Origin of the sequence: Aeribacillus sp. FSL K6-3256 (assembly GCF_037965805.1) — a bacterium.
Taxonomy (GTDB): Bacteria; Bacillota; Bacilli; order Bacillales; family Aeribacillaceae; genus Aeribacillus; species Aeribacillus composti.
Genome location: NZ_CP150188.1, coordinates 499943 through 524039 on the forward strand (window position 1 = coordinate 499943; position 24097 = coordinate 524039).

The following is a 24097-nucleotide window of genomic DNA, read 5'->3' on the forward strand; positions in this document are numbered from 1 at the left end:
GACTAGAATGGAATTGTCCTTTGAATATTCTATTTGATCCTGCACAATTTGACGTACTCATTTCTCCTAATGGTTGGTTGCCTGAATTAAGCAAGAAATTTAATAATAGTAACTTCATTTAGAATTTATAGAAAATAATAAAAATTATATTGACATAAAAAAAGGTCTTTTTTATTATTAAAATTGAAACAACGTTCCAAATTTGATTTGTGAGCGGTATCATAGGAGGAGAAATATTCATGGTCAATCCTAAGCCCTCAGATAGACAGATCAATTCAACAGTTATAAAAGCACTCACTGTTCTTGAGAAGGTTGCTTTTGCAAATGGCGGTATTTCATTAGCTGATTTAGTGAAAGAGTTGGATATGCCGAAAACTACCATTTATCGGCTGATCGAAACGTTAAAGCATTGTGATTATATTCATTTAGATGCAAATACTGAAAGATACTATGTTGGCTGGAAAACGGTACAAATCGGTGTTTCGGGATTGAATAATATTGAAGTTGTCGATATCGCTGCCCCCTATTTGACAAAATTGGCGGAGAAAACGGGAGAAACTGCATTTTTGGCTGGCTACTACAACGGAGAAATTGTTTATCTTTACAAAAAAGAGGGGACGCAGTCCATTCGAACGACAGCTCAGCTTGGGATGAGAAGACCTGTTCATTGCACAGCGGTCGGAAAAGCGATTCTTTCCACTTTCACATGGGAGGAAGTCGAAAAAATTTTAGAGGAAAAAGGGATGAAAAAATATACAGAGAACACCATTACAGATGCTCATAAACTTCGGAAAGAATTACTTGAGATTAAAAGAAACGGTTATGCGATTGACAGGGAAGAAATTGAAATAGGATTAACTTGCTATGCCGTACCTATCTTTAATTTTACTGGAAATATGGCTGGCTCAATCGGATTAGGCGGTCCAACAACGAGAATGAGAGAAAATCAAAATGATTTTACATCGCAATTAAAAGAAGCAGCATTTCAAGTTTCCAGAATGTTGGGATACGTTCCGAAAATAGGGGGAGAGACAGTTGAACGATAACAAAAGTATTGTAGACCAAATTTTGGAGAATGGAAATAAAATGAATAAAGCGGCGATAGCGACAGTCGTTCGTGTAAAAGGATCGGCCTATAAACGAGAAGGGGCCAAAATGCTAATTGATGAAAGCGGTAACACAACCGGCTTAATTTCTGGCGGCTGCCTTGAACCCGATGTTGCCGAAGCTGCTAAGCAGGTTATAGAGAATGGAAAACCTGTGCTAAGGCGTTATGATATGGATGAAGATCTCGTCTGGGGGCTGGGGCTAGGATGTCCTGGTACTGTTGATATCTATATTGAAAAAATCAATTTTGATGAATTAACATTAGATCGCTCGATTGAAGATTTTTCAAAGAATCCATTGACAGCTTGGCTTTCTTGTGTAAAAGAAGAAAAAATGGGTGTTTTAGCAACAACTTTAGACTTACCCCGTTCACATTCCGGACAGAAGCAAATTTTTGTTTCTGAAAACTATCAAACGGTAGGTAAGCTGGACAATAATGAATTACATCAATTCGTCTGCGATTTTTCGAAAAATCTATTACAAAGTACAAATCCAAAATCGGAAACAAAAACATTCACCTTATCAAACGGAGAAAAAGTCGATGTATTTTTTGATGTAAATATTCCTCCGATTGAATTAATCATTTTTGGTGCGGGTCATGATGCCATTCCTTTAGCAGAGTTTAGTGTTAGATTAGGATTTAATACAACCGTAGTCGATCCAAGATCAGCCTATCTAACAGAAGCTCGTTTTCCAGGTGCGAAAAGAATTTTAGCAGATGCAAGCTCAATTCCCGAAAAGGTAAAAGTCAGTTCCAAATCGTATGTGGTCATTATGAACCATCATTTGGAACGAGATATAAATGTTCTGAAACATATACTTCATACGGATGCAAGGTATATTGGGATTTTAGGTCCGCGTTCTAGATGCCAAAAAATATTTAAAGCTCTTCAAATAGACGACATTGACCAATATGATCACATATTTAATCCTGTTGGATTAGATATTGGTTCGGAGTCTCCTCAGGAAATAGCGTTAAGTATTCTTGCTGAGATCATTGCTTTTCGAAACAAGCGTGCGGGCGGATTTTTGCGTAAGAAAAAAGACCGTCAGTTAGTATCATGAGCAGCTCATAAATAAAATGATCATTTTAATATTCCTAATATTCCCAATATTCAAAATATAGTTATCCCTCTTTAAGGAGGTGATTACAAGGATTACAAGGACAAATGATCCTAATCAAAAAATAATTAAGAAATAAAAAAACAGAGGAGGCGAAAAAATGGTTACTGTAAAAAAAGGTTTAGGTGTAAGTTTGAAGCGTAAAGAAGACATAAGACTTTTGACTGGTAATGGACAATTTACCGATGATATTGAAAAACCAGGCATGTTACATTTGGCCATTGTACGGAGTCCTCATGCTCATGCACGTATTGTAAATATTGATGCAAGCAAAGCGAAAAAACTGCCTGGAGTAGTAGCTGTTCTAACGGGAGAAGAGGCACTTCAATATTCAGGACCACTTGCACCGACGATCAATATATTTAACAAAGTACCAGAAGTGTATGCGATTGCCTATAAAAAGGTTCGCTATGTCGGTGAGCCAGTGGCCGTTATTGCTGCCGAAGACCGATATATTGCTGAAGATGCAGTCGATCTTATTGAAGTAGAATATGAGGTTTTACCAGCTGTTGTGACGATTGAGGATGCACTGAAGCCAAAGGCGCTTCTTTATGAAGAATGGGGAGATAATAAACAATTAGAATCGAGAACCACTATCGGCGATATAGACGATGCATTTGCCAATTCGGAATATGTCTTTGAAGAAACCATTACACACAACCGCTACACCGGAACTCCGATGGAGTCTCGTGTATGTATTGCCGAATATAATCCTGGATCTAAAAAGATGACAGTTACATGCTCGACACAGGCACCTTCTCAAGTACGTACGCTGATTGCCCAGACATTGCAAATGCCTGAGCATAATATACGAGTTATTGCCCCGGATGTTGGCGGCGGTTATGGCACAAAATTGCAGGCAAATGCAGAAATCATTGCTTGTATCATGGCGCGCATGCTTGGCAAGCCGGTTAAATGGACGGAAGACAGAGTAGAGAATATTCTAACTGGAGTTCATTCTAGAGACTATACTTGCACGGTGAAAATTGGGTTCGACAAAGATTTTCGCATCACAGGACTTCAAGCGAAGCTGATTGGAAATATTGGGGTTGATGGAACTTGCCATGCACCGGGAACCCCTGCTTTATCGGTAGCAGGTGCTTATTTTCCAGGTCCATATAAAGTGCCTGTTTATGACGTAGAAATCATTGGGGTCGTTTCAAATAAAGCGCCTTATGGTGCGCACCGCGGATATGGAAAGGATATTGCCAATTATCCTATTGAGCGGATGATGGATATAGCAGCTCGAAAACTTGGTATATCACCAGAAGAATTAAGACGTCGCAACTTTATAAAGAAAGACGAATTTCCTTATCAACAAATTTCTGGGCCGCTTTATGATAGCGGAGATTTTGATAAACTTATGGATCTCGTAATGGATAAAATCGATTATCAAAACTTTAAAAAGAAACAATTAGAGCTTCGTAAACAAGGCAAGTACATTGGACTTGGAATCGCCGCTATGCTTGAGCCGTCTGGCGCTGCTGTCTTTAATGGCATATTTAATGGTTATCAGGCAGCAACTGTACGAATGACGCCTGAGGGACATTTCCAAGTATTAACCAGCCATCAGAACATAGGTCAAGGGGTTGAAACAACGATTCCACAAGTTGTTTCACAAGTTATGGATGTAGATATAGACGATATTCGATTTGTTTATGGAGATACGGATATTACGCCGTACGGATTAGGTCCATTTTCTTCCAGAGGTGCAACGTATACTGTTTCTGCCGTATATGAAGCTGCCAAGATGTTAAAGGAGAAGCTTTTAAAAATTGCCGGTTATCTGCTTAAGGAAGATCCGGAAAATCTTGAAATGGCAAATGGAACAGTAAGGGTTAAAGGGACGACAAATCCGGAAGCAGCCATCAGTTTAAAAGAAATCGGCAATAAAGTTTATCTATGGCCGGGACCTTATGCGACAGTGCCGGAAGGAATAGATTGCAATTTAGAAGCAACCTATACATGGACGAGTAAAGTAGTGAAGTGGGAGCCTGATGAACACGGGCGAGTCAATCTTTATACGACACATCCGACAGGAGTCTTTGTTGCTCTAGTAGAGGTTGACATTAAAACCGGGCTTGTGAAAGTAGACAAATTCGTTGTTTCCCATGATTGCGGCACAATTATCAATCCTATGATTGCAGATGGACAAATTGCCGGCGGCATCGCACATGGAATTGGTGGCGTGCTGTTAGAAGACCTTGCATATGACAGCAACGGATTAATGACAAACCCTGATTTTCAGCATTACTTATGTCCAACTGCAATGGATGTATCAGACATCGAAACCATTCACATGCAATCCCCATCACCTTTTACACCGCTTGGTACAAAAGGAATGGGAGAAGGCGGAACGATTCCGTCTCCAGCAGCAGTAGCGAATGCGGTAGAAGACGCTTTATCACCTTTTGGTGTAATTGTAAAAGATTTACCAATTACTCCTGAACGAGTTTTAGAATGGATTAAGCAAGGGGAAATGCAAAATGTCAAATCATAATTGGGAAATATACCCTTTGGTGCTTGGAGAAGCAGATGTATCAAAGGTATTAGATACATTTTGGTCGCTGAGCGGCGACAAATCGATGGTAACGGTGCCGATTTTAGCTTGGCTTTTAGTTCCGACATTTAATGAAGAGCCAATTTTAGTGGACACCGGTTTTCGAGATGCTGAACGCTGCCAGACCGTTCATGGCTTAGGTCCTCATCGGACAAAACCTGAATGGAGCCTTCGCACCCAATTGAAGAACCATGGCTTTACAGCTGAAGAGATAAAAAAGGTAATTCTAACTCACCTCCATTATGATCATGCAGGAGGATGCGCCGAATTTCCGAATGCAAAATTCATCGTCCAACGCACTGAATTGCAGGCTGCTGCGGCACCAATGGTATCTTCGCAGCTGAAAATCGGGGGAGGGGCGTTATTTTATGACAGAAAAGACATTGCAGAATTAATTGACCCATTGTGGCCTCAAGTTCATTTGATCGAAGGGGATACAGAAATAGCTCCTGGGGTGAAATGTGTCTTATTCCAAAACACTCATACGCCAGGCAGCCAAGCAGTATATGTCCAAACTGAATTCGGCACCGCAGTTATTCTTGGAGACATTGCCAGAAATGTTGAATTAAATATTAATCAAGAAATTCCACCTGGATTAATTTACGATTTAGAGGCTACCTATCGAGCGATGATTCGAATTAAGAATGAGGCTGATATTGTTCTTCCTAGTCATGATTATGAAGTAGTAAAAAAATATAGGAACGGACTAAAAGAAGGGACGTCAGTTCATGAAAATTAAAGGAATTGAACGAGTGGCATTGCAGGTAAAAGACATCGATCAATCGATCAAATTTTTTTCGAGGCTCTTCGGAACAACTTTTCAGCGGCAAAATGTGCAAATAAACGATTCCGTGATAAAAGTGGCTTTTTCTCCGCTAGGAATTGAACTTTTAGAAGAGACAGATTTAGAGAAAGAATCATTGAGAAGCTTTCACCTTCGTGTGGAGAACATACAAGACGTTCATCCTGCTGTTTTGGAAGCTGGAGGTGAGATTCTCGCGCACTTTACAGTGGGAGAAATGGAACATATGATTGCGAAAATTGGAGATTTTCGAATTGTATTTGTATCTTACGAAGGTAATGATTCTTTGAAAGCGTTATCTTCCGGAAAATGATAGGTTAGGGGGAAGAATGAATGAAACCAGTTCCATTTGAATATGTGGCTGTTAAAAGTGTAAATGAAGCGATAACCGCACTCGAAAAGTACGGAGACAATACAGTCATCATCGCTGGAGGACAAAGTCTGATGCAGGAAATGAATTTAAGGCAGGCTCGTCCTTCATGTTTGGTTGATATAAATGGGATCACAGATCTTGATTATATTGAAGAAACGGGTGATGCCATTAAAATCGGGGCATTAACAAGACACCGCACCGTTGAAAAGTCTGAAATTGTAAAACGAAATTGTCCTTTGCTTCAGGAAGCCGTTACTCATATTGCGCATTTCCAGATCCGCAATCGAGGTACGATAGGAGGAAGCCTGAGACAAAATCCGCCAGGCGCTGAATACGGAGTCGTTGCTCGTGTGTTAAATGCTCAGTTTGTCATTGCCGGTCCTGATGGCAAACGCGTACTTTCCGGAGAAGAGTTTTTCGTCAGCCACTTTAAAACAGCAGTGAAACAAAATGAAATCATTGTCGAAATCATATTCCCAAAATTAACAAAAGAGACGGGATATGGATTTTTGGAAGTAACAAGAAGACATGGACATATTCCCATTGTTTCAGCAGCGGCGACTCTTCAGTTAAATGAAGATGACACGGTGAAAGATGCTCAGGTAGCTTTAGGGAATGTCAGCCCTCAAGGTGTCCCTTACAAAGTGCAATCTGTTTCACAATTGATTGGGAAACCATTTACTCAGGAAATTCTTGATCAATTAGCAAACGATATAAAGAATGAAGTCAATCCAGATCCTGAAGCAGATGCAAAAGCTGGCTATACATTGCAGCTTTCGAGAATCATGGGACGCCGTGTTTCTGAAATTTCCAGTGCTGAGTATCGAAAAGAAGCGTCATCCGTATTGAGTATTCGGGCTTTACAAAAGGCATACCAACAAATTAAAGGAACATTTCAGTAATGAAGAAAAATAAAAAGTCCCCTTGGTTTTGATAAGGGTTTGAGGCCGTTTCCCTAACGAAAAAACCAAAGAGGACTCACTTGTATTATAACTCGATGAAAAAATTAAGCAAATGACACTAGTAACAGTCATTACCTGCATTCCTCTTTTTCGAAAAGAGCTCGAGATGATCGCTGCTCGTTTCATTTTCGAAATTTCAATCATTGACTTTGAACCATTGAAGAAAGGTCATTTGTAGGTGTTGAATCAGACAAAATGACCGCTATAAAAGGCTTGATCATACCGAGAGCCGGCGGTCTTCTTTTTACGAATGCTGTCACCACCGATCGCTGCGGCTTTAATTCGGAATACAGACGAATTTTTGTAAGTGTACGGAGAACATGTTCGCCTTCACTCGCGGTTACACCGAATGGTCCCAATAGAGCGACCATGAGACAAATGTAAATTCAAGGGGGTCATAACGGGATGTTTCACTTCCTCATAGATAAGAAAACATCCCTTTACCCATATTTCTTCATATAGCATTTGTGCGGGGTTTGAAAAGTTTTAAAGAAAATGTGAGGAAACAATAAATAAATAATGAAAAGTAGGGGGAGGAATTTACATGATAGATAAAACTACTCGCAAAAAAATCACGGTCACTGTCAATGGAACGGTATATGAGCGTGAAGTGAATGTTCGGACATTACTAAGTGACTTTCTCCGGAGAGAATTAGGTTTAACGGGAACACATGTTGGTTGTGAACAGGGGGTATGCGGCGCTTGTACGATATTGGTGGACGGTCAGGCAGTCCGTTCCTGTTTGCTGTTAGCGGTTCAAGCAGATAATCGCTCCATTACCACCATTGAAGGAATAGGAACGCCTGATCACCTTCATCCGATTCAGGAGGCTTTTTGGGAAAATCATGGTTTGCAGTGCGGGTTCTGTACTCCAGGATTTGTGATATCTGTTTACGAATTTTTAAAAGAAAATCCTGATCCATCCGATGAAGAAATTCGTGAAGCGTTGTCCGGTAATTTGTGCCGTTGTACAGGATATCAAGGAATTATTAAATCGGTAAAAGCAGCTGCAGAAAAATTAAAACAATCGGAATTGGCTGGTTAAATAAATAATCAGGGGCTGTTCTGATGAGTTCCTAAAATGAAGGATTTGGGAGAAATACTACTGTGAAGGACAAAAATAATGGAATCAAATTTGTACATGTTCTCATAGAGGCAATGAAGTCCAACAAGAAGCAATTGTATGTGCTGAATGTCCGTTATAAAACTTTTGAAGAACTTAATTCAGAAAGAGAGCATAAGAAAAGTCCTTCATAAGCCTTCTGAAGGATATAAACAAGATAGGAAAAATGGTTCTGATAAGTTCCTAAAATGAAGGGGCTCCAAAAAGTCAGTTAACCCTGACCTTTTGGACAGCCCCGTAGTTTTTCAAACGACTAGGAAAATCGCCTCTGCTTTAGATGAGATTGTGACTCATTCTTAAAGCCTATCTATGTTCGTAATTGACTTTAACCATAATAAAATCAAGATTCTAGCAAAAGCATATCTGTATGGTGATGGAATACAAGGAGGTTTATGGAAATGCAAGAGCTGCTTCAAACATACCACTTAAATGAAAACAATTTCAATTGGGATAAAAACTGGTTCATACAAGCATGGCGGATTATGAACACGATACGTGTATTTGAAGAAAAAAGCATTCAAATTTACAAAAAAGGACTCATGGGTGGATCACTTCACTCATCTATTGGCCAAGAAGCTGTAGCAGCTGGAGTTTGTATGAATTTGAAAAAAGACGATTATATTTCCATTACGTATCGGGGGCGTGGTCAAGCATTAGCAAAAGGGGCCGATCCTTTTCAATTATTTTCCGAAATTTTAGGGAAGAAGACAGGCTATTGCAAAGGAAAAGGGGGCCCTATGCATATTACATCTCAAGAGCTTGGGATATTAGTAGCGAATGGCATCGTCGGTGCAGGTATTCCAATTGCTGTCGGAGCAGGTTTATCCATCAAAACGTTGAAAAAGAATCAAGTTTCTGTTGCGTTTTTCGGAGATGGGGCGACAAACCAAGGAGCATTTCATGAAGCTCTAAATTTGGCTGCGATCTATAAACTGCCGGTCGTTTTCGTTTGCGAAAACAATCTATATTCAGAAATGACGCCAATTAAAAATGCTGTATTAAATGAGCATTTAGCAGAAAGAGGACTGGCCTATCGCATTCCGTCGATCATCGTGAATGGAAATGATGTGCGAGCTGTATATGAGGTTGCAAAACAAGCTGTGGAACGGGCGCGTTCAGGTGAAGGGCCTACCTTTATAGAAGCCAAAACTTATAGATTGTTAGGACATATGATCGGTGATGCGGAGACGTACCGAACAAAAGAAGAAGTGGAGGAATGGAGACAAAAAGAACCGATCAGATATTTTCGGGATGTATGCTTAAAACAAAATGTATTGAACGAAAAAGAATTAGATGAAATACAACAACAAGTCATACAAGAAATTGACATTGCATATGAACGTGCGATGAAATCTGAAGAACCTGAAATGGAGGAGATCTTTAATGATGTCTACTAATAGAATCATCAGTTATGCCCAAGCAATCAATGAAGCTCTTAAAGAAGAAATGGCATTAGATGATAGAGTAATCCTTTTAGGGGAAGATATTGGTTCATATGGCGGCGTTTTTAAGGTGACAAAAGGTTTGTTTGATGAATTCGGAAAAGAACGAGTCATCGATACACCTATCTCTGAAACCGGATTTATCGGAGCAGGAGTTGGGGCAGCGATGACGGGGTTAAAGCCGATCATTGAGATTATGTGGATTGATTTTTCGCTAGTAGCGATGGATCAAATTATTAATCAGGCAGCGAAAATGGCCTATATGTCTGGAGGACAAACGAGCGTTCCAATGGTAATACGTACACAAGGCGGCGGGGGAAGAGGAAATGGCGCCCAGCACTCGCAAAGCCTTGAAACATTATTTGCACATATTCCGGGGCTCAAAGTCGTTGCACCTTCTACCCCTTATGATGCGAAAGGATTATTGAAAGCATCCATCCGGGAAGGAAGTCCGGTCATATTTATTGAACATAAAATGCTTTACTCTCAAAAAGGAGAAGTTCCGGAAGAGGAATACACGATTCCTTTAGGAAAGGCGGATATTAAAAGGTCTGGAAAGGATGTTACGATTGTTACGCTGTCAAGAATGGTACAGTTTTCGCTTGAAGCTGCAAAAGAATTAGAAAAAGAAGGAATCGATGCTGAAGTAATTGATTTGCGTACTCTTGTTCCTCTAGATATAGAAACAGTTAAGGAGTCAGTAAAAAAGACGAACCGAGTAGTTGTTGTGCATGAAGCGACTCGTTCTTACGGCTGGGGAGCTGAAATTGCTGCCAGAATTCAAGAGGAGGCTTTTGATGATCTGGATGCACCGGTACAACGAGTGGGGGCGGAAGATGTTCCTGTTCCATATAACTTAAATTTAGAAAAAGAAATGCTCCCACAAACGAAAGATATCATTCAAGGAGTAAAAAAATCTTTGTATTTACAAATGGAAACAGTGTAATGGCACAGTACAACAATTATTTGAAAGCATTTTGATAAATAATTGCAATTTATATATACAAAAAGATGCTATCTATGTGTTATGACGAAGGAGGAAAAAAGGTGCGGCAGGAAATTGTACTTCCTAAATTGGATTCATCAATGGAAGAGGCTCGTATAGTTTCATGGGAGGTCAAAATTGGTGATACCATTAAAATAGATGACCCAATTTTAATTGTAGAAACTGAAAAATCCAGTCTTGAGGTTGAATCAGAAGTAGAGGGAACGTTAGAAGAAATTGTTGTGGATGAAGGTGAAACTGTACCAGTAGGAACTGTTCTTGCATATGTATCGAGTGGTAAACATTCCACCGAACAAAAAGGCAGCTCCGATCATAATCCTGTAAAAGAAGAGAACATCTCACCAGGAAAGACTGAAAGAATCCGAGTTTCTCCAGCAGCTAGAAGACTTGCAAAGCAGCGCGGAGTAGATCTAACCAAAATTAAAGGCTCGGGACCAAGGGGAAGAGTGATTCTGAAAGATGTGGCGGAAGCAGCTGCAAATGTAGTGAATCAAAGTGTTAAAACAGAAAATAAAGTCATAGCATCGATACATGCTAAAGGGAAAAGGGTTAACCTTACAAGTATGAGAAAAACGATTGCGCAGCGAATGACCGCAAGCTTTATGAATGTTCCTCAATTCCAAATCAAGAAAAGAGTCGATGTATCATCCATTGTGCAATTGCGGCAGGCAGTAGTTTCAAGCATTGAACATTCGGCAGGCGTTCGTTTATCATTTAATGATTTTCTCATACAGGCGGTGGCTTTAACATTGAAGAAATTCCCGAGGGTAAATGCCTCATTCATAGATTCTGAAGGAGATCCTTATATTTTGGAGCATGAAGATATTAATATTGGTCTAGCGGTTGCTATTGATGACGGTTTAGTTGTTCCCGTCATCCATCAGGCAGATCAATTGTCCTTAATCGAGATTGCAGAAAAAAGAACAGAATTGGTTGAAAAAGCGAGAAAAGGCTTATTGAAGCCTGAAGAAATGCGTGGAGGAACTTTCACAATTTCCAATCTTGGCTCAGTTGGAGTTGACGAGTTTGTGGCAATCGTAAATCCTCCTGAAACCGGCATCTTAGCAGTTGGAAATATAATAGAACAGCCTGTTTTAACGAATCGTCATGAAACTTTGATAAAGCCGATGATCACATTAAATGCTTCATTTGATCATCGTACAATTGATGGCGCCTACGGTGGAAGATTTCTCGCTCAATTATGTGATCAGCTGCAATCAGGTCAATGGAATATCTTTTCAACAGTAAAATAATGAAATCATTAGGAAGTTGCCATGATGAGCATTCGAACATTAAAACAATTTTTCTGAGAAGGACATTAAGCAAAGCTTTTAATCAAGCTATCTTTGACTCTGATCTGAGGAGCAGGAGCTGGTGCACACCGAAAATATTGTCTGAAGATTTAGAATGACTAGACATAATTTTCAACTTGATAGAAACATATAATAGGATTTCCGGCCATCTCCTTTTTATAAACCAAGGTCAGCAGGTTTTATAAGCAGTACCGGAGGCAATACCAGAGTATCACTCGTTTTTGAAAATAAGCTTGCTTGAAAAATTGAAACAAATGACGGAGTTTTAGATGGAGTCTTCTCCATCCTCCGCCATTTATATTTTTAGGCGGTAACTAAAAAACGAGTGAGAACTGATTCATCAACGCCTGCATCAAAAAGTTTCAAAAATTCGGAACAACTTGAAATTTTCATGAGAAGCTTTTTCTCCAAAATAATGTTAGCATGATAGGAGAGTGTAAAAATGGGCAATATGAACAAAATAACCGATACCCTTCAGCGTCCTCTCCGTGATTTGCGCATTTCAGTTACTGATCGGTGTAATTTTCGCTGCCGCTATTGTATGCCAGCGGAGATTTTTGGTCCTTATTTTCAATTTCTCAAAAATGATCAGTTGCTCAGTTTTGAGGAAATAACTCGACTGGCTCGCATTTTTGCCTCACTTGGCGTCGAGAAAATTCGCCTATCAGGGGGAGAGCCGTTGCTGCGCAAAGAGCTGCCGAAGTTAATTGAAATGCTCGGTTCTATAGAGGGTATTTCTGACATTGCTTTGACTACGAACGGTTCTCTTCTTGCCAAACATGCGAAAGCGTTAAAGGACGCTGGTCTTCACCGTGTCAACGTTAGTTTGGACAGCTTAGATGATAAAGTTTTTCGCCAAATGAACGGCGGCCGCTGTGACGTCAAAACAGTTCTTGAAGGGATTGAAGCGGCCGCAAAGGCAGGTATGAAGGTGAAAGTGAATATGGTTGTACAAAAGGGGATCAATGATCAGGACATTGTGCCCATGGCGCGTCACTTCCGCGGGACCGGACATGTTTTACGCTTTATTGAATTTATGGATGTAGGAAATAGCAACGGCTGGAATCTTACACAAGTGGTATCTAAGCAAGAAATTTTCGAACGTGTAAACGCTGAAATGCCGTTAGAACCGATCCCGTCCAATTATTTTGGAGAAGTAGCCTCTCGTTATCGCTATCGCGGCACAAATGAGGAAATAGGCATTATTTCTTCCGTAACGGACTCTTTTTGTTCCACGTGCACAAGAGCTCGCCTCTCAGCGGACGGCAATCTTTACACCTGTCTATTTGCCTCGCAAGGGACAGATTTGCGGGCGCAGCTCCGCAGCGGGGCAAAGGATGAAGAAATTAGGAATCTCATTCAGGATGTTTGGAGCCGTCGAGCTGATCGTTACTCTGAAGAAAGATTTAACAATACAACGATGCCGAACAAAAAGAAGATAGAGATGTACTATATTGGAGGATAAAACAGAGCGGGGGGAGAAAAGAACATATATTTCTGCTAATCGCTATGATAACAACGAAATTGTCGGTCGACTGAAGGGACAAAAGAACGTATTTTTCAACTAATGAAAGGCGCAGGATCATTTCAAAATATACAGGTGGTGATTGCATGTTATATATCCCGAATTCTTCCCCTATCCCATTTGAAGAAGCACAACGTCTTATTCTCTCTGTGATACGTCCCCTTCCGGTTATTACCATACCTCTGTCTAAAGCTCTTGGGTACTATCTAGCGGAAACGGTAAGGGCTGATCACGATGTCCCTATGTTTGACCGTTCCACTGTAGACGGTTACGCTCTGCGTGCGGAGGATGTGATCAATGCCAGCGCTTCTGACCCGGTAAAGCTGAAGGTTTTGGAAGAGATTCCCGCTGGATATTTACCTCAACAAAAAATTACCCAAGGTACGGCCAGCCGCATTATGACGGGAGCACCTATCCCCGAAGGTGCAAACGCAGTCGTTATGGTAGAGAAAACTGAGAATGCAATGGAAGATAGCGAAAGCGTTTTGGTTTATCAATCGGTTAAAATTGGCGATGCTATTGCCAAAAAGGGACAAGATGTTGAAGAAGGGAAGGACGTCCTCACACAAGGGACGCTTTTAGGACCAATTGAACTGGGTCTGCTCGCTACATTCGGGATTGCATCTGTTGCGGTTTATGCGAAGCCTAAGGTTGGTATTCTTTCAACGGGAAGTGAATTATTAAACGTAGACGAGCCGATCGTCCCTGGAAAGCTTCGTGACAGTAACGGCGTAATGCTGGCCGGTCAAGTGAGTCAAGCAGGAGGTGAACCGGTTTATTTCGGGATTGCCCCGGACAAAGTAGAAGAGCTAGAAAAAAAGATGCTAGAGATTCTACAGCAGGTGGACATTTTAGTAACAAGCGGAGGCGTGTCCATGGGCGAATATGACTTCCTTGGAAAGGTATTTGAAAAAATTAATGCGAAAGTGATATTCTGGAAAACATTAGCTCGCCCTGGAATGCCAGTTTTGTGCGGAGTATGGCAGGATAAGCCGATTTTTGCTTTGGCAGGAAATCCAGCTTCGTCTTACGTCAATGCACATCTTTATGTGCTGCCTGCTATACGCTATATGAGCGGTTCTAAGGATCCGCTGCCGAAACGGGTAACGGTTGTATGTGACGAGGCAATTGAAGGGAAGCAAATGCTTCACACCCGGTTTTTACGAGGATTAACGTACGTTTCCCCAACCGGTGAACTAAGAGTGAAAATATCAAAGAAACAAGCTTCTAATGTTCTGTCCAGCTTTCTGGAAAGCAATTGTCTCGTTAAAGTGCCTGGGGGAAAAGGATTTAATGCAGGTGAGAAAGCGGAAGTGTATTTGCTGGGTGCGGTTGAGGAATTGAGACAGTGACAATGAGTCTGGGGGAGAGATGGTTTGAAAAAGGTTGGAGCAATTATTTTAGCAGCCGGAATGTCAAAACGGATGGGAAAACCAAAGCTGTTATTATCTCTAGGTGGGAAGCCATTATTTCGCTACTCTGTGAACACCGCTACCGCAGCTGGCTTAAAACCAATTGTATTGGTCGGCGGCAAACATATCGAAGAGCTGCGCAAACACACATCTGATTTAACAGAAATAGAAATCATTGAGAATCGGGATTATGAATCCGGCATGGCTTCCTCTCTTAAAGCAGGGATTCAGGCTTTAAAGGGACGAACGGATGCAGTCTTCGTATTTTTGGCAGACCAGCCCTTTGTACCTCCAATAGTTATAACTAAATTACTAGAATCTTATGATCAATATCGAAAAGAAGGTGTCCGCATTTTCCGCCCTAAGTATAATAATGTGCTTGGACACCCTGTATTGTTTGATGCTGAATTATTTGATGAATTTGAGCAAATTCAAGGTGATGAGGGAGGAAAATCAATTGTCCAAAAACATTATTCCAGCTTAATGGCTGTACCGTTTGAAAATTCAGAATGGGGATTTGACATTGACACCACAGAGGATCTGCTCAAACTAAAAAGGATTGCGCCAAAATATATTTAACAAAAATAGGGATAACAATAGATTCATTGTTGTCCCTTTTTAAATTTGTGTAACGGTCGTTGTACTTGAAGAAGTGCGTGGTTTTATTCAATCAAAAATTTCCCGGTTCAACAAGATTGACCGAGACTTTAGAAAATTTATTGCAGGAGTCCCATATTGAAATCGATAAACAAACAGCTCTGATGGGATCTATATATAATTCGTATCTTAATAAGGCTCTTTATGATTGTTGAGAAAATTGTATCTTAGTTATCCGGTATTAGAAATAACAAGCAAATCCTTCCTTGATCATCATTCATTAGGATACTTGTGCGAGTGTTCCTCATCTCTTTGCACCGCTGAGTACGAATGCGGTTCTTCCATTTCGTTTTAATTTCTCCCGTTTATTCAGATGGTTTATACTTGACAGTTTCTCAAAAATGGTATTAAATTTGCATTAAGGAAAAATATATGCAATAACAACAAAATTTAAACTCAATAAAATAAATATGTGTGAAGGAATTTTTTTTAACATAAAGTTTGCCCTTAGGCAATATTTATAACTATGGTAAAAAAGTAGGTGAAGGAATGGAAAAAATTCTTATTTGTGCAACATGAAGCCGGCAACTTTCTGTAAAGTATTAAGCCAAACGGTAAGCTGAATGGCGAAGCTGAAACAAATCAACTAGCGAAATGAAATTCATGTCTGTAAGTGTTTTGGCATTTATTCATTGATTGCGTTTTTTCAGTTTTGTTTCTTCTCAGGAATAAAAACAAATTGAGGTTACATATAGGAGTTTTCTATAAAAAACGGACAATGTTTGATTCCTGAATTCACAATTTGCCAGAATGGTTGTCGATATTAAATAGAAATCGTTCGCCAATAAACTAGAGAGATGGGCTGACTTAAAAATCAAATCAATTCATAAAAATAAAAGGAGAGTGCGAAAAAATGAAAAATGTTATGAAAAAAATGGGGTGCTTATTCTTAATTAGTGCCTTGCTGGTGTTAAGCGCGTGTAGTTCTGGACAAAAAGCATCCAAACGATCAAAAGATGGAAAAATTAATGTCGTCACAACGATTGCACAAATTGGCGAGCCGTTGTCTGTAATCGGCGGCGATCGTTTAAATGTCAAAAGTTTAATGGGGCCGTCTGTAGACCCTCATTTGTATAAGGCTACTCAAAGTGATATGGAAACTCTTGAAGAAGCAGATATCATTTTTTACAACGGATTGCATTTGGAAGCGAACATGGTTGAAATATTTGAAAAGATCTCTGAATCAAAACCTGTTCTTGCAGTCGGTGAAACCATTCCTGAAGAATCTCTTTTAAAGGATGAAAAAGGGGTAGTTGATCCTCATATTTGGTTTGATCTGGACCTTTGGCAGCAGGCATTGGATGCTGCGGTTGAACAATTAAAAGAATTCTCTCCGGAAGACGCAGATTATTTTGAAGAAAATAAAAAGAAATATTTTGCTAGATTAGCTGATTTGAAAAAAGAAGCCGAAAAGCTTGCGGACATTCCAGAAAGTCAAAGAGTTCTTGTCACAGCGCATGATGCTTTCGGATATTTCGGACGAATGCACGGCATTAAAGTAGTTGGTCTTCAAGGACTTAGCACTGATTCCGAAATCGGTATTACAGATATTCAAGATACGATTGACATTATTAAAAAGTATAAAGTTCCTGCCGTATTTATCGAATCAAGTATTAATGAAAAATCGATCAAGGCTGTCATAGAAGGAGCGAAAAGTGAAGGAATTAACGTTACATTAGGCGGGGAGCTTTACTCTGATGCAATGGGTGAGGAAGGAACAGAAGAAGGAACTTATATAGGAATGTATCGCCATAATATCAATACGATTTATGAAGCATTAAGCGAAGGAGGAAAATAGCATGGCTGAAGCAGTGCTTCAAGTAGAGAATCTGTCCGCTTCCTATCGAAAAAATACAGTGCTCTTCGATGTGAATTTTGTAGTGCAGGCTGGTTCGCTAGTGGGAATCGTCGGTCCGAACGGTGCTGGAAAGTCGACGCTTTTAAAAACAATATTAAATCTTCACCCTTCCTTAACGGGATCAGTGAAATTTTTCGGATTGCCATTCAACAAGGTCCAAAAAAGGATCGGTTATGTACCACAGCGAGGTTCGGTTGATTGGGACTTTCCAACAAACGCATTGGATGTTGTCACTATGGGACTATATGGGCAAATCGGATGGCTGAAGCGGCCATCCCGATTGCATAAACAAAAAGCATTCGAGGCCTTGGAAAAATTAGGGATGGCTGATTACGCTGACCGTCAGATAAGCCAGCTTTCTGGCGGTCAACAGCAGCGTGTGTTTTTAGCACGCGCATTAGTGCAAAATGCCGACTTGTATTTTATGGACGAACCGCTGGCTGGTGTTGATGCAGCAACAGAACGCGCTATTATGACATTGCTGAAAGAATTAAAAGCTTTAGGAAAAACGGTCATGGTCGTGCACCATGATTTGCAAACAGTAGAAGATTATTTTGACCATGTTCTTTTATTAAATCGCACCGTCATTCAGTACGGAAAAACGAAGCAAATTTTTACTAGAGAAAATATTTCGCGAACTTATGGAGGAGACTTGCGCTGGTTGAGAGAGGAGAGTCTTCATGTTCACAATCCTATTAAATAGCAACACACACTGGGTGTTATTTAGCACGATGATTTTTGGGATTGCTGCTGGAACAATGGGCTGTTTAGCCTATTGGAAGCGGCAAAGCTTAATGAGCGATGCCTTAGCTCATGCAGCATTGCCCGGTGTTGTGATCGCCTTTCTTCTACTTGGAGAAAAAAACTTATTTGTCATGATCATTGGAGCATCCATCAGCGCTTTAATTGGAGCATCATTTATCCAATGGATACGTTCATCAACTAGAATTTCGGCAGATACGGCGATGGGAATGGTGCTGTCTATTTTTTTTGGCTTAGGAATCATGCTCCTGACAGTTGTGAATCGGACGTCAGGCGGAAATCAGAGCGGTTTGGACAGTTTTATTTTCGGTCAGGCCGCCTCGATGGTCAGATCAGATGTCACTACAATGTTAATCCTAGCTTTGGCGGTTATTTTGATTGTATTCATTGCATTTAAAGAATGGAAAATATATCTTTTCGATCCGGAATTTGCAAAAGGATTAGGACTGTCACTTAAATGGATGAACGGATTATATACAACGATTCTTGTCACAACGATTGTCATCGGGATTCAAGCTGTAGGAGTTATTTTAATTGCCGCCCTGCTGATTATCCCGTCAGTAAGTGCCCGCTATTGGACACAGTCTTTTCAACGGATGATTATCATATCAGCTCTGTTTGGGGGAGCGGCTGGAGCATTAGGAACATTCATCAGTGCATTGGGAAGAGGATGGCCTACAGGACCTTTTATCGTCATTGTGGCGTCCGCGCTGTTTTTCTTATCGCTTTTCTTTGGCAAAGAGAAAGGGATTCTGGTCAAGTATTTACAATTGAAAATGCAAAAAAGATTAGTGAATATTCATACCAGTAAGGCCTTAAGAACAAAAGGGGTAGAATAACCATGACTTATCATGCTATGTGGATTATCGTAACTGCTTCTTTAGTAGGGCTGTCCTGCGGCTTAATAGGTGTATTTCTGATACTCAGGAAAATGGCGATGATGGCTGATGCAATTAGTCATACGGTTCTGTTAGGAATTGTCATCGCTTTTATTATTACACGTGAATTAAGCGGAACTCATATGCTCATTGGTGCTATATTTGCAGGACTATTGACAGCTTTTTTAGTGCAGTGGCTTCATTCTTTAGACGTTCAGCAAGATGCAGCAATAGGAATTGTGTTTACGACGATGTTTGCTATTGGCGTTATTTTAATAGCGACTTCTGTAGGAAATGCACATTTAGATGTTCAACATGCTTTAATGGGGGAAATCACCTTTATACCTTGGAATAAAATTTCACTTCCTCTAATTGGCGAGGTTCCGAAGGCTACAGCATTGCTGGCTCTCGTTTTGTTTGTTGTTTTATTTGTTCTTGTCGCTTTTTATAAAGAATGGAAAATCACTTCATTTGATCCTGCGCTTGCTGCCAGCTTAGGGATTCCTGTTTTACTCATGCATTATGTATTCTTATGCTTAGTATCGATCACGACAGTTGCTTCTTTTGATGCGGTCGGCGCAATTATGGTCGTTGCGATGTTAATTACTCCAGCTGCCTCGGCATATCTTTGGACAGATAGACTTTCTATTATGCTAGTATTAAGCGGATTATTTGGCGTAATATCTGCTGTAGCGGGCTATTATATAGCAGCTTGGGTCGACACTTCTATTTCTGGCTCAATGGCATTTGCCACAGGATTAGTGTTTTTCATAAGCTTTTTGTTTTCTCCGAAACATGGATGGATTGCGAGATATTTGCGATTGCATAAAACTGTAAAAAAGACAGGATGAAAATCGGCTATTAAATTGTCTTTCATAACGGTTGATCTCCTCCATACGCTTGTCTTATGGTGCTTTTATATAGTAAACTTTGTATGATGAAGATATTAATGGAGGATAACCAATGCCAACCCCGAGTATGGAAGACTATATTGAACAAATATATTTGCTAATTGAAAATAAAGGCTATGCGAGAGTGTCGGATATAGCAGAAGCGTTATCTGTACACCCTTCTTCCGTTACAAAAATGGTGCAGAAGCTCGACAAGGATGACTACTTAGTTTACGAAAAATATAGAGGGTTCGTCTTAACGCCGAAAGGAAAAAAAATCGGAAAACGCCTCGTCTACCGACATGATCTGTTAGAGCAATTTTTGCGGATTATTGGCGTCAAAGAAGAAAACATCTATCGCGACGTGGAAGGAATTGAGCACCATTTGAGCTGGGATGCTATTGACCGAATAGGGGATCTGATTCAATTTTTTGAAAAAGATAAAAGTCGAATCATAGAATTGCAGCAATTGCAAAATTTGAATGAAGAAAATGAAGAAAACGACTTCTAACATTAAACGACTTCTAATTTAGAAGTCGCTTTTTTTGTGCATGTAAAAATTTTTGTAAAAATTGTAAAAATTTTGTTGATTGATTCGTTATTCCTATTTATAATTTTCTCAAGAGATATAAAAAAAGAGGAAAAGAGGATTATGATGAAAAAATGGGGATTCATATTACTAGCTTTTATTTTGTGGATAGGAGTGATGCCAAAGCCGTCATCAGCTGCACAACAAGCATCTTTTGAGAAAGAACTGAATCAATATTTAGCGGAAGTAAGTAAACAAAGAGGTTTCAAAGTTACAAGAGAACATATCGAATTTTCGTTAGCTCAATATGAAGAAAAGATCGAAAATTTTGATTCTGTTGAAGAACTTCGTGATTTTTTAGGAGAGGTTATTCAAAAAGATTTAAGCAATTTAACCGAAATATTTGACGAATTTAATTTAAATGAAGCCAGTTTGCGCCAGCTGCTTCAAGAACACGGTGAAGATCTAGATGAGTATGTGTTTGTAGAAAATTTGTATGATGCCGTCATGCTTTACATAGAGCGTGATCCAAATTTTGATAAAAATTTGCAAGACTATTTGGCGAAAATTAGTAGTATTAGAGGATTTCCTGTGACGATTGACCATATTAATAGATCTTTGACTTTATATGAGAGAAAACTGGAAGACTTTAAAACCGTTAAAAGTTTAGAAAGATTTTTAGGAGAAGTTATTAAAAAGGATTTAAGCAATTTATCCTATATTTATGATGAATATGATTTAAATGAAAAGGAGTTGCGCCAGCTGCTTCAAGAACACGGAAAAAAATTGGAGGATTACGTTTTTCTAGATGATTTGGAAGAGGATGTTATAACATTTTTAAGTGAAGAATGGGATGCTGGTGTAGAAGACGAGCTCCTTTACGATTTATTAACGGTTTTTGAGCAGGAATACGGATTGACAAAAGAAGAAATCGAGCGGTTAAAGAACCATTTGCGATCAATTGAAGAGCATCTTATGAAAGAAGAGACAATTATAGCTTTGTTGGACTTGGCGGATCGGATGATGGCTTTTGAAGGGTTTGATGAAGCGACAGAGCTTACAAAGAGCCAAATCGAGGAGTTAATTTCGATTTTTAAAGATTTTCAACGTATTTTTAAAATTAAAGTTACATTTTCCTTTGTAAAAGATGGGTCTGAAAAGGAGCTTTCGCTGTTTGATCTATTTAACTTGAAAGAATTGATCAATGCAAAATTGAAAATCAACATATACAGTGAAAGTGGAGAATTTTTGGCTGATCTCCTCATTACCGGAGAAATCGTTGATTCAGATACGTTACATCGAACTGGGCAAACGATTCGTCACGGCGCTCAAGAAGCCAAAAGTGTGAAACAAGAGAAAAACGTTTCGCAAAAAATAGAAAAAAAGCTAAAAGCTGTAAAGGACAATGAGCATAAAACAGTAAAAGGTGCAAAATTGCCGAAAACAGATTCCGGCTATGGCGTGAATGCTATTGTAGGATTGTTCATTGTTTTAGCGGGATTTTTAATTTTTAGGCAAGCAAGGAAGGTTTAATATGCTGGAAACTACAAAAAGAAGCAGCCGAAACAAGCGGTTGTTTCTTCTTTTCTTTGCATCAATGATTATATTAGCCGGCCTATGGTTTTCAGCCGCAAACAGCTATAAACTTTTCAAAGGAATGCTACTGCCTGAGACCCATTCTGAAATGAAACAGAAGGCGGAAGCTGCACAGCCGGCCCCAGAAAAAAATACGAAGGCAGAAAAGGTTTTATATCCGACACGACCTAAAATTGGGGAGCAAATAGGAGAGCTGTTTATTCCAAAACTAAATGCAGTACTTCCGATATACCATGGAACGAACGAAGAAGAGCTTGAAAAAGGGGTCGGTCATTTTGCAGGAAGCGTATTGCCAGGAGAGGCAGACAATTCGGTTCTTTCCGGTCATCGCGACACCGTGTTTCGTAGGCTAGGGGAAGTAGGAAAAGGAGACGAGTTAATCGTCACAACTTCAGCTGGAGAATTTACTTATAAAATCTATAAGGTTCGGATCGTTGATAAAGACGACCGGACCGTGATCGTTCCGAAACCGAGGGCTACGTTAACTGTCAGTACATGTTATCCGTTTCATTTTATCGGCTCCGCGCCGGAACGATACGTGCTCGTAGCATATCTTGTTTCCGAGAAGTTGAAAAAATAATCTGTTATCTTGACCTATCATAATGTTTCCAATTCCCGTCTTCCGGTGGGAAAACTATCATAAAAACGGCTTTAGCCCTGTGTTCTAAAGGGCTAAAGCCGTTTATAATCGACTGTCTGACAGGGGAAGGTTTCCCCCCTAAAATTTGTTATCATGTGCATTTTTCAAGACACTGCATTTTTTTGACAGAGTTACGAATGAGTCTTTTAATGTCCTTATTTTACGGACTTTCTACCATATCCTTGTTATTTTTATCGCTTTTTTCTTTTCTGTTTTTATTCATAAAAGAAAAAATGGTGAGCAGTGCTAAGATGACAAGGCAAACAGTAGAACCGATCATATTTTTCTTATTAAAGATAAAAGAGAAAAAGATGACCAATAATGAAACGGTGGCTACTATCGTTGTGTATGGGAACCATTTTACTTGGAAATATGGTTTCTCCTTATACTGAGAACGAAGCTTTAGCTGAGCCAGACAAATGCTTGTCCATAATAAAATAATCGTAAAACCAGGTATCGTCATTAAATAGCTGATGACTCGGTCTGGAGTCATATAAGCTAAAAATACCCCAAATAAAATACAGATAGCCGTAACGGTAATACAGTTGATCGGTATTCCTTGTTTGGAAATCTTTAAAAATCTTTTTGGCGCTTCACCGCTTTGAGCCATGGAATATAATGTTCTGGAAGTTGCGTAAATCCCTGAGTTCGCCGCTGATAAAACAGCAGTAATAAGGACAAAATTCATAATATGAGCGGCTCCAGGAAGACCTGTGATGCTCAATACTTGGACAAATGGACTGTCTTCCCCTGTCACTTGATTCCACGGCATTAAACCACAAATAATAAGAATAGGAAGCATATAAAAGAGAATAACTCTCCACATCGTTCCTTTAATGACTTTTGGCAAAACCTTTTCTGCATCTTTTGTTTCTGTGACCGCAACACCGATTAACTCAGCCCCGCCGTATGAAAACATGACGACTAAAAAGGCGCTTAACATTCCTCCAATTCCATAAGGAAAGAACCCGCCGTGTGCCGTGTAGTTAGAAAAAGGATCATCAATATTGCTCGGAATAATTCCAAACAAAATGCCAAAGCCTAATAAAATGAAAGCGATTAATGCGAAAATTTTAATTCCTGCAAACCAAAACTCAATTTCACCATAGTACTTTACTTGAAACAAATTCATTCCAATGATTAAAACCATACAAAGGAGGCTTAAAAGCCATAACGGTACGGTTGGAAACCAATATTTCAGAAAGCTTCCTGCTGCTAAAATTTCAACAACGGTGACAACAATCCAATTGATCCAATAAAGCCATCCTACAATAAAGGATATATGGAAGCCAAAAGCTTTATAAACAAGATGCTGAACGTTTAAGTTCGGATAAACAATCGCCATCTCAGCCAGTGCCGTCATGACAATAAATAATAAAAGGCCTCCTAATAAGTAAGCTATTACAACACTTGGGCCGGCAATATTTAATGTATCTGAGCTCCCTTTAAAAATTCCTGTTCCAATCATGCCTGCTAGCGCAATAAACTGAACATGTCGAGGTAATAACCCTTTTTTTAATGTTTGATCTTTTTCCATGGT

Annotated in this window: 22 protein-coding genes; 20 read left to right on the forward strand and 2 right to left on the reverse strand. The window is 39.6% G+C overall.

The window, feature by feature from the left end; all coding sequences use genetic code 11:
- Positions 1 to 239: 239 nt before the first annotated feature.
- From NSQ84_RS02545 to NSQ84_RS02570, 6 genes are all read left to right on the forward strand, one after another.
- On the forward strand, positions 240 to 1046 hold the full coding sequence (locus NSQ84_RS02545) for an IclR family transcriptional regulator (protein ID WP_063386360.1): 807 nt from the start codon (positions 240 to 242) through the stop codon (positions 1044 to 1046).
- The gene (locus tag NSQ84_RS02550; protein WP_339212194.1) at positions 1036 to 2172 is read left to right on the forward strand and encodes an XdhC/CoxI family protein; all 1137 of its coding nucleotides are present in this window, start codon (positions 1036 to 1038) and stop codon (positions 2170 to 2172) included. Before NSQ84_RS02545 ends, NSQ84_RS02550 begins: the two co-directional genes overlap by 11 nt.
- 157 nt (positions 2173 to 2329) lie before the next feature.
- Complete coding sequence (locus NSQ84_RS02555) at positions 2330 to 4729, forward strand: xanthine dehydrogenase family protein molybdopterin-binding subunit (protein ID WP_327873639.1); 2400 nt, start codon at positions 2330 to 2332, stop codon at positions 4727 to 4729.
- A complete protein-coding gene (locus tag NSQ84_RS02560; protein WP_144597178.1) occupies positions 4716 to 5528 on the forward strand; it encodes an N-acyl homoserine lactonase family protein in 813 nt (270 codons plus the stop codon). Before NSQ84_RS02555 ends, NSQ84_RS02560 begins: the two co-directional genes overlap by 14 nt.
- Positions 5518 to 5904 (forward strand): VOC family protein, encoded by a 387-nt coding sequence (locus NSQ84_RS02565; protein ID WP_327873640.1) that lies wholly within the window; start codon positions 5518 to 5520, stop codon positions 5902 to 5904. The genes NSQ84_RS02560 and NSQ84_RS02565 overlap by 11 nt, the downstream gene beginning before the upstream one ends.
- A 20-nt stretch (positions 5905 to 5924) precedes the next feature.
- Positions 5925 to 6866 (forward strand): xanthine dehydrogenase family protein subunit M, encoded by a 942-nt coding sequence (locus tag NSQ84_RS02570; protein WP_327873641.1) that lies wholly within the window; start codon positions 5925 to 5927, stop codon positions 6864 to 6866.
- Positions 6867 to 7066: 200 nt separating this feature from the next.
- Here the strand turns inward: NSQ84_RS02570 and NSQ84_RS02575 are convergent, their stop codons facing one another.
- Positions 7067 to 7297, reverse strand: a complete 231-nt coding sequence (locus NSQ84_RS02575) for a hypothetical protein (RefSeq protein ID WP_327873642.1) — start codon at positions 7295 to 7297, stop codon at positions 7067 to 7069.
- Between the two features lie 173 nt (positions 7298 to 7470).
- Here NSQ84_RS02575 and NSQ84_RS02580 point away from each other — a divergent pair, with 173 nt between their 5' ends.
- The 14 genes from NSQ84_RS02580 (at position 7471) to NSQ84_RS02645 (ending at position 22497) form a co-directional block, all read left to right on the forward strand.
- The gene (locus NSQ84_RS02580) at positions 7471 to 7971 is read left to right on the forward strand and encodes a (2Fe-2S)-binding protein (protein ID WP_063386354.1); all 501 of its coding nucleotides are present in this window, start codon (positions 7471 to 7473) and stop codon (positions 7969 to 7971) included.
- 476 nt (positions 7972 to 8447) lie between these two features.
- A complete protein-coding gene (locus NSQ84_RS02585) occupies positions 8448 to 9446 on the forward strand; it encodes a thiamine pyrophosphate-dependent dehydrogenase E1 component subunit alpha (protein ID WP_144597185.1) in 999 nt (332 codons plus the stop codon).
- Positions 9436 to 10437, forward strand: coding sequence for an alpha-ketoacid dehydrogenase subunit beta (locus NSQ84_RS02590; RefSeq protein WP_339212195.1), 1002 nt, complete (start codon positions 9436 to 9438; stop codon positions 10435 to 10437). The genes NSQ84_RS02585 and NSQ84_RS02590 overlap by 11 nt, the downstream gene beginning before the upstream one ends.
- A 101-nt stretch (positions 10438 to 10538) precedes the next feature.
- Positions 10539 to 11750 carry a dihydrolipoamide acetyltransferase family protein gene (locus NSQ84_RS02595; protein ID WP_162877023.1) on the forward strand — a complete coding sequence of 404 codons (1212 nt, stop codon included), beginning with the start codon at positions 10539 to 10541 and terminating at the stop codon, positions 11748 to 11750.
- Positions 11751 to 12261: 511 nt separating this feature from the next.
- On the forward strand, positions 12262 to 13275 hold the full coding sequence (gene moaA, locus NSQ84_RS02600; protein ID WP_094246421.1) for a GTP 3',8-cyclase MoaA: 1014 nt from the start codon (positions 12262 to 12264) through the stop codon (positions 13273 to 13275).
- Positions 13276 to 13421: 146 nt separating this feature from the next.
- Positions 13422 to 14687 carry a gephyrin-like molybdotransferase Glp gene (gene glp, locus NSQ84_RS02605; RefSeq protein WP_066246947.1) on the forward strand — a complete coding sequence of 422 codons (1266 nt, stop codon included), beginning with the start codon at positions 13422 to 13424 and terminating at the stop codon, positions 14685 to 14687.
- 24 nt (positions 14688 to 14711) lie between these two features.
- Positions 14712 to 15326 carry a nucleotidyltransferase family protein gene (locus NSQ84_RS02610; RefSeq protein WP_117017039.1) on the forward strand — a complete coding sequence of 205 codons (615 nt, stop codon included), beginning with the start codon at positions 14712 to 14714 and terminating at the stop codon, positions 15324 to 15326.
- Positions 15327 to 16257: 931 nt separating this feature from the next.
- Positions 16258 to 17202: a zinc ABC transporter substrate-binding protein gene (locus NSQ84_RS02615; protein ID WP_327873645.1), complete on the forward strand. Its 945-nt coding sequence runs from the start codon at positions 16258 to 16260 to the stop codon at positions 17200 to 17202.
- 1 nt (position 17203) lies between these two features.
- Positions 17204 to 17965, forward strand: a complete 762-nt coding sequence (locus tag NSQ84_RS02620) for a metal ABC transporter ATP-binding protein (RefSeq protein WP_063386349.1) — start codon at positions 17204 to 17206, stop codon at positions 17963 to 17965.
- Positions 17943 to 18863 carry an iron chelate uptake ABC transporter family permease subunit gene (locus NSQ84_RS02625; RefSeq protein WP_327873646.1) on the forward strand — a complete coding sequence of 307 codons (921 nt, stop codon included), beginning with the start codon at positions 17943 to 17945 and terminating at the stop codon, positions 18861 to 18863. The genes NSQ84_RS02620 and NSQ84_RS02625 overlap by 23 nt, the downstream gene beginning before the upstream one ends.
- A 2-nt stretch (positions 18864 to 18865) precedes the next feature.
- Complete coding sequence (locus tag NSQ84_RS02630) at positions 18866 to 19753, forward strand: metal ABC transporter permease (RefSeq protein ID WP_066246941.1); 888 nt, start codon at positions 18866 to 18868, stop codon at positions 19751 to 19753.
- A 112-nt stretch (positions 19754 to 19865) separates the two neighbouring features.
- Positions 19866 to 20303, forward strand: a complete 438-nt coding sequence (gene mntR / locus NSQ84_RS02635) for a transcriptional regulator MntR (protein ID WP_063386346.1) — start codon at positions 19866 to 19868, stop codon at positions 20301 to 20303.
- A gap of 144 nt (positions 20304 to 20447) precedes the next feature.
- Positions 20448 to 21854, forward strand: a complete 1407-nt coding sequence (locus tag NSQ84_RS02640) for a processed acidic surface protein (RefSeq protein ID WP_339212196.1) — start codon at positions 20448 to 20450, stop codon at positions 21852 to 21854.
- A gap of 1 nt (position 21855) precedes the next feature.
- Complete coding sequence (locus tag NSQ84_RS02645) at positions 21856 to 22497, forward strand: class D sortase (RefSeq protein WP_063386345.1); 642 nt, start codon at positions 21856 to 21858, stop codon at positions 22495 to 22497.
- A gap of 220 nt (positions 22498 to 22717) precedes the next feature.
- Here the strand turns inward: NSQ84_RS02645 and NSQ84_RS02650 are convergent, their stop codons facing one another.
- Positions 22718 to 24094, reverse strand: coding sequence for an amino acid permease (locus tag NSQ84_RS02650; protein ID WP_066246937.1), 1377 nt, complete (start codon positions 24092 to 24094; stop codon positions 22718 to 22720).
- Positions 24095 to 24097: the final 3 nt, after the last annotated feature.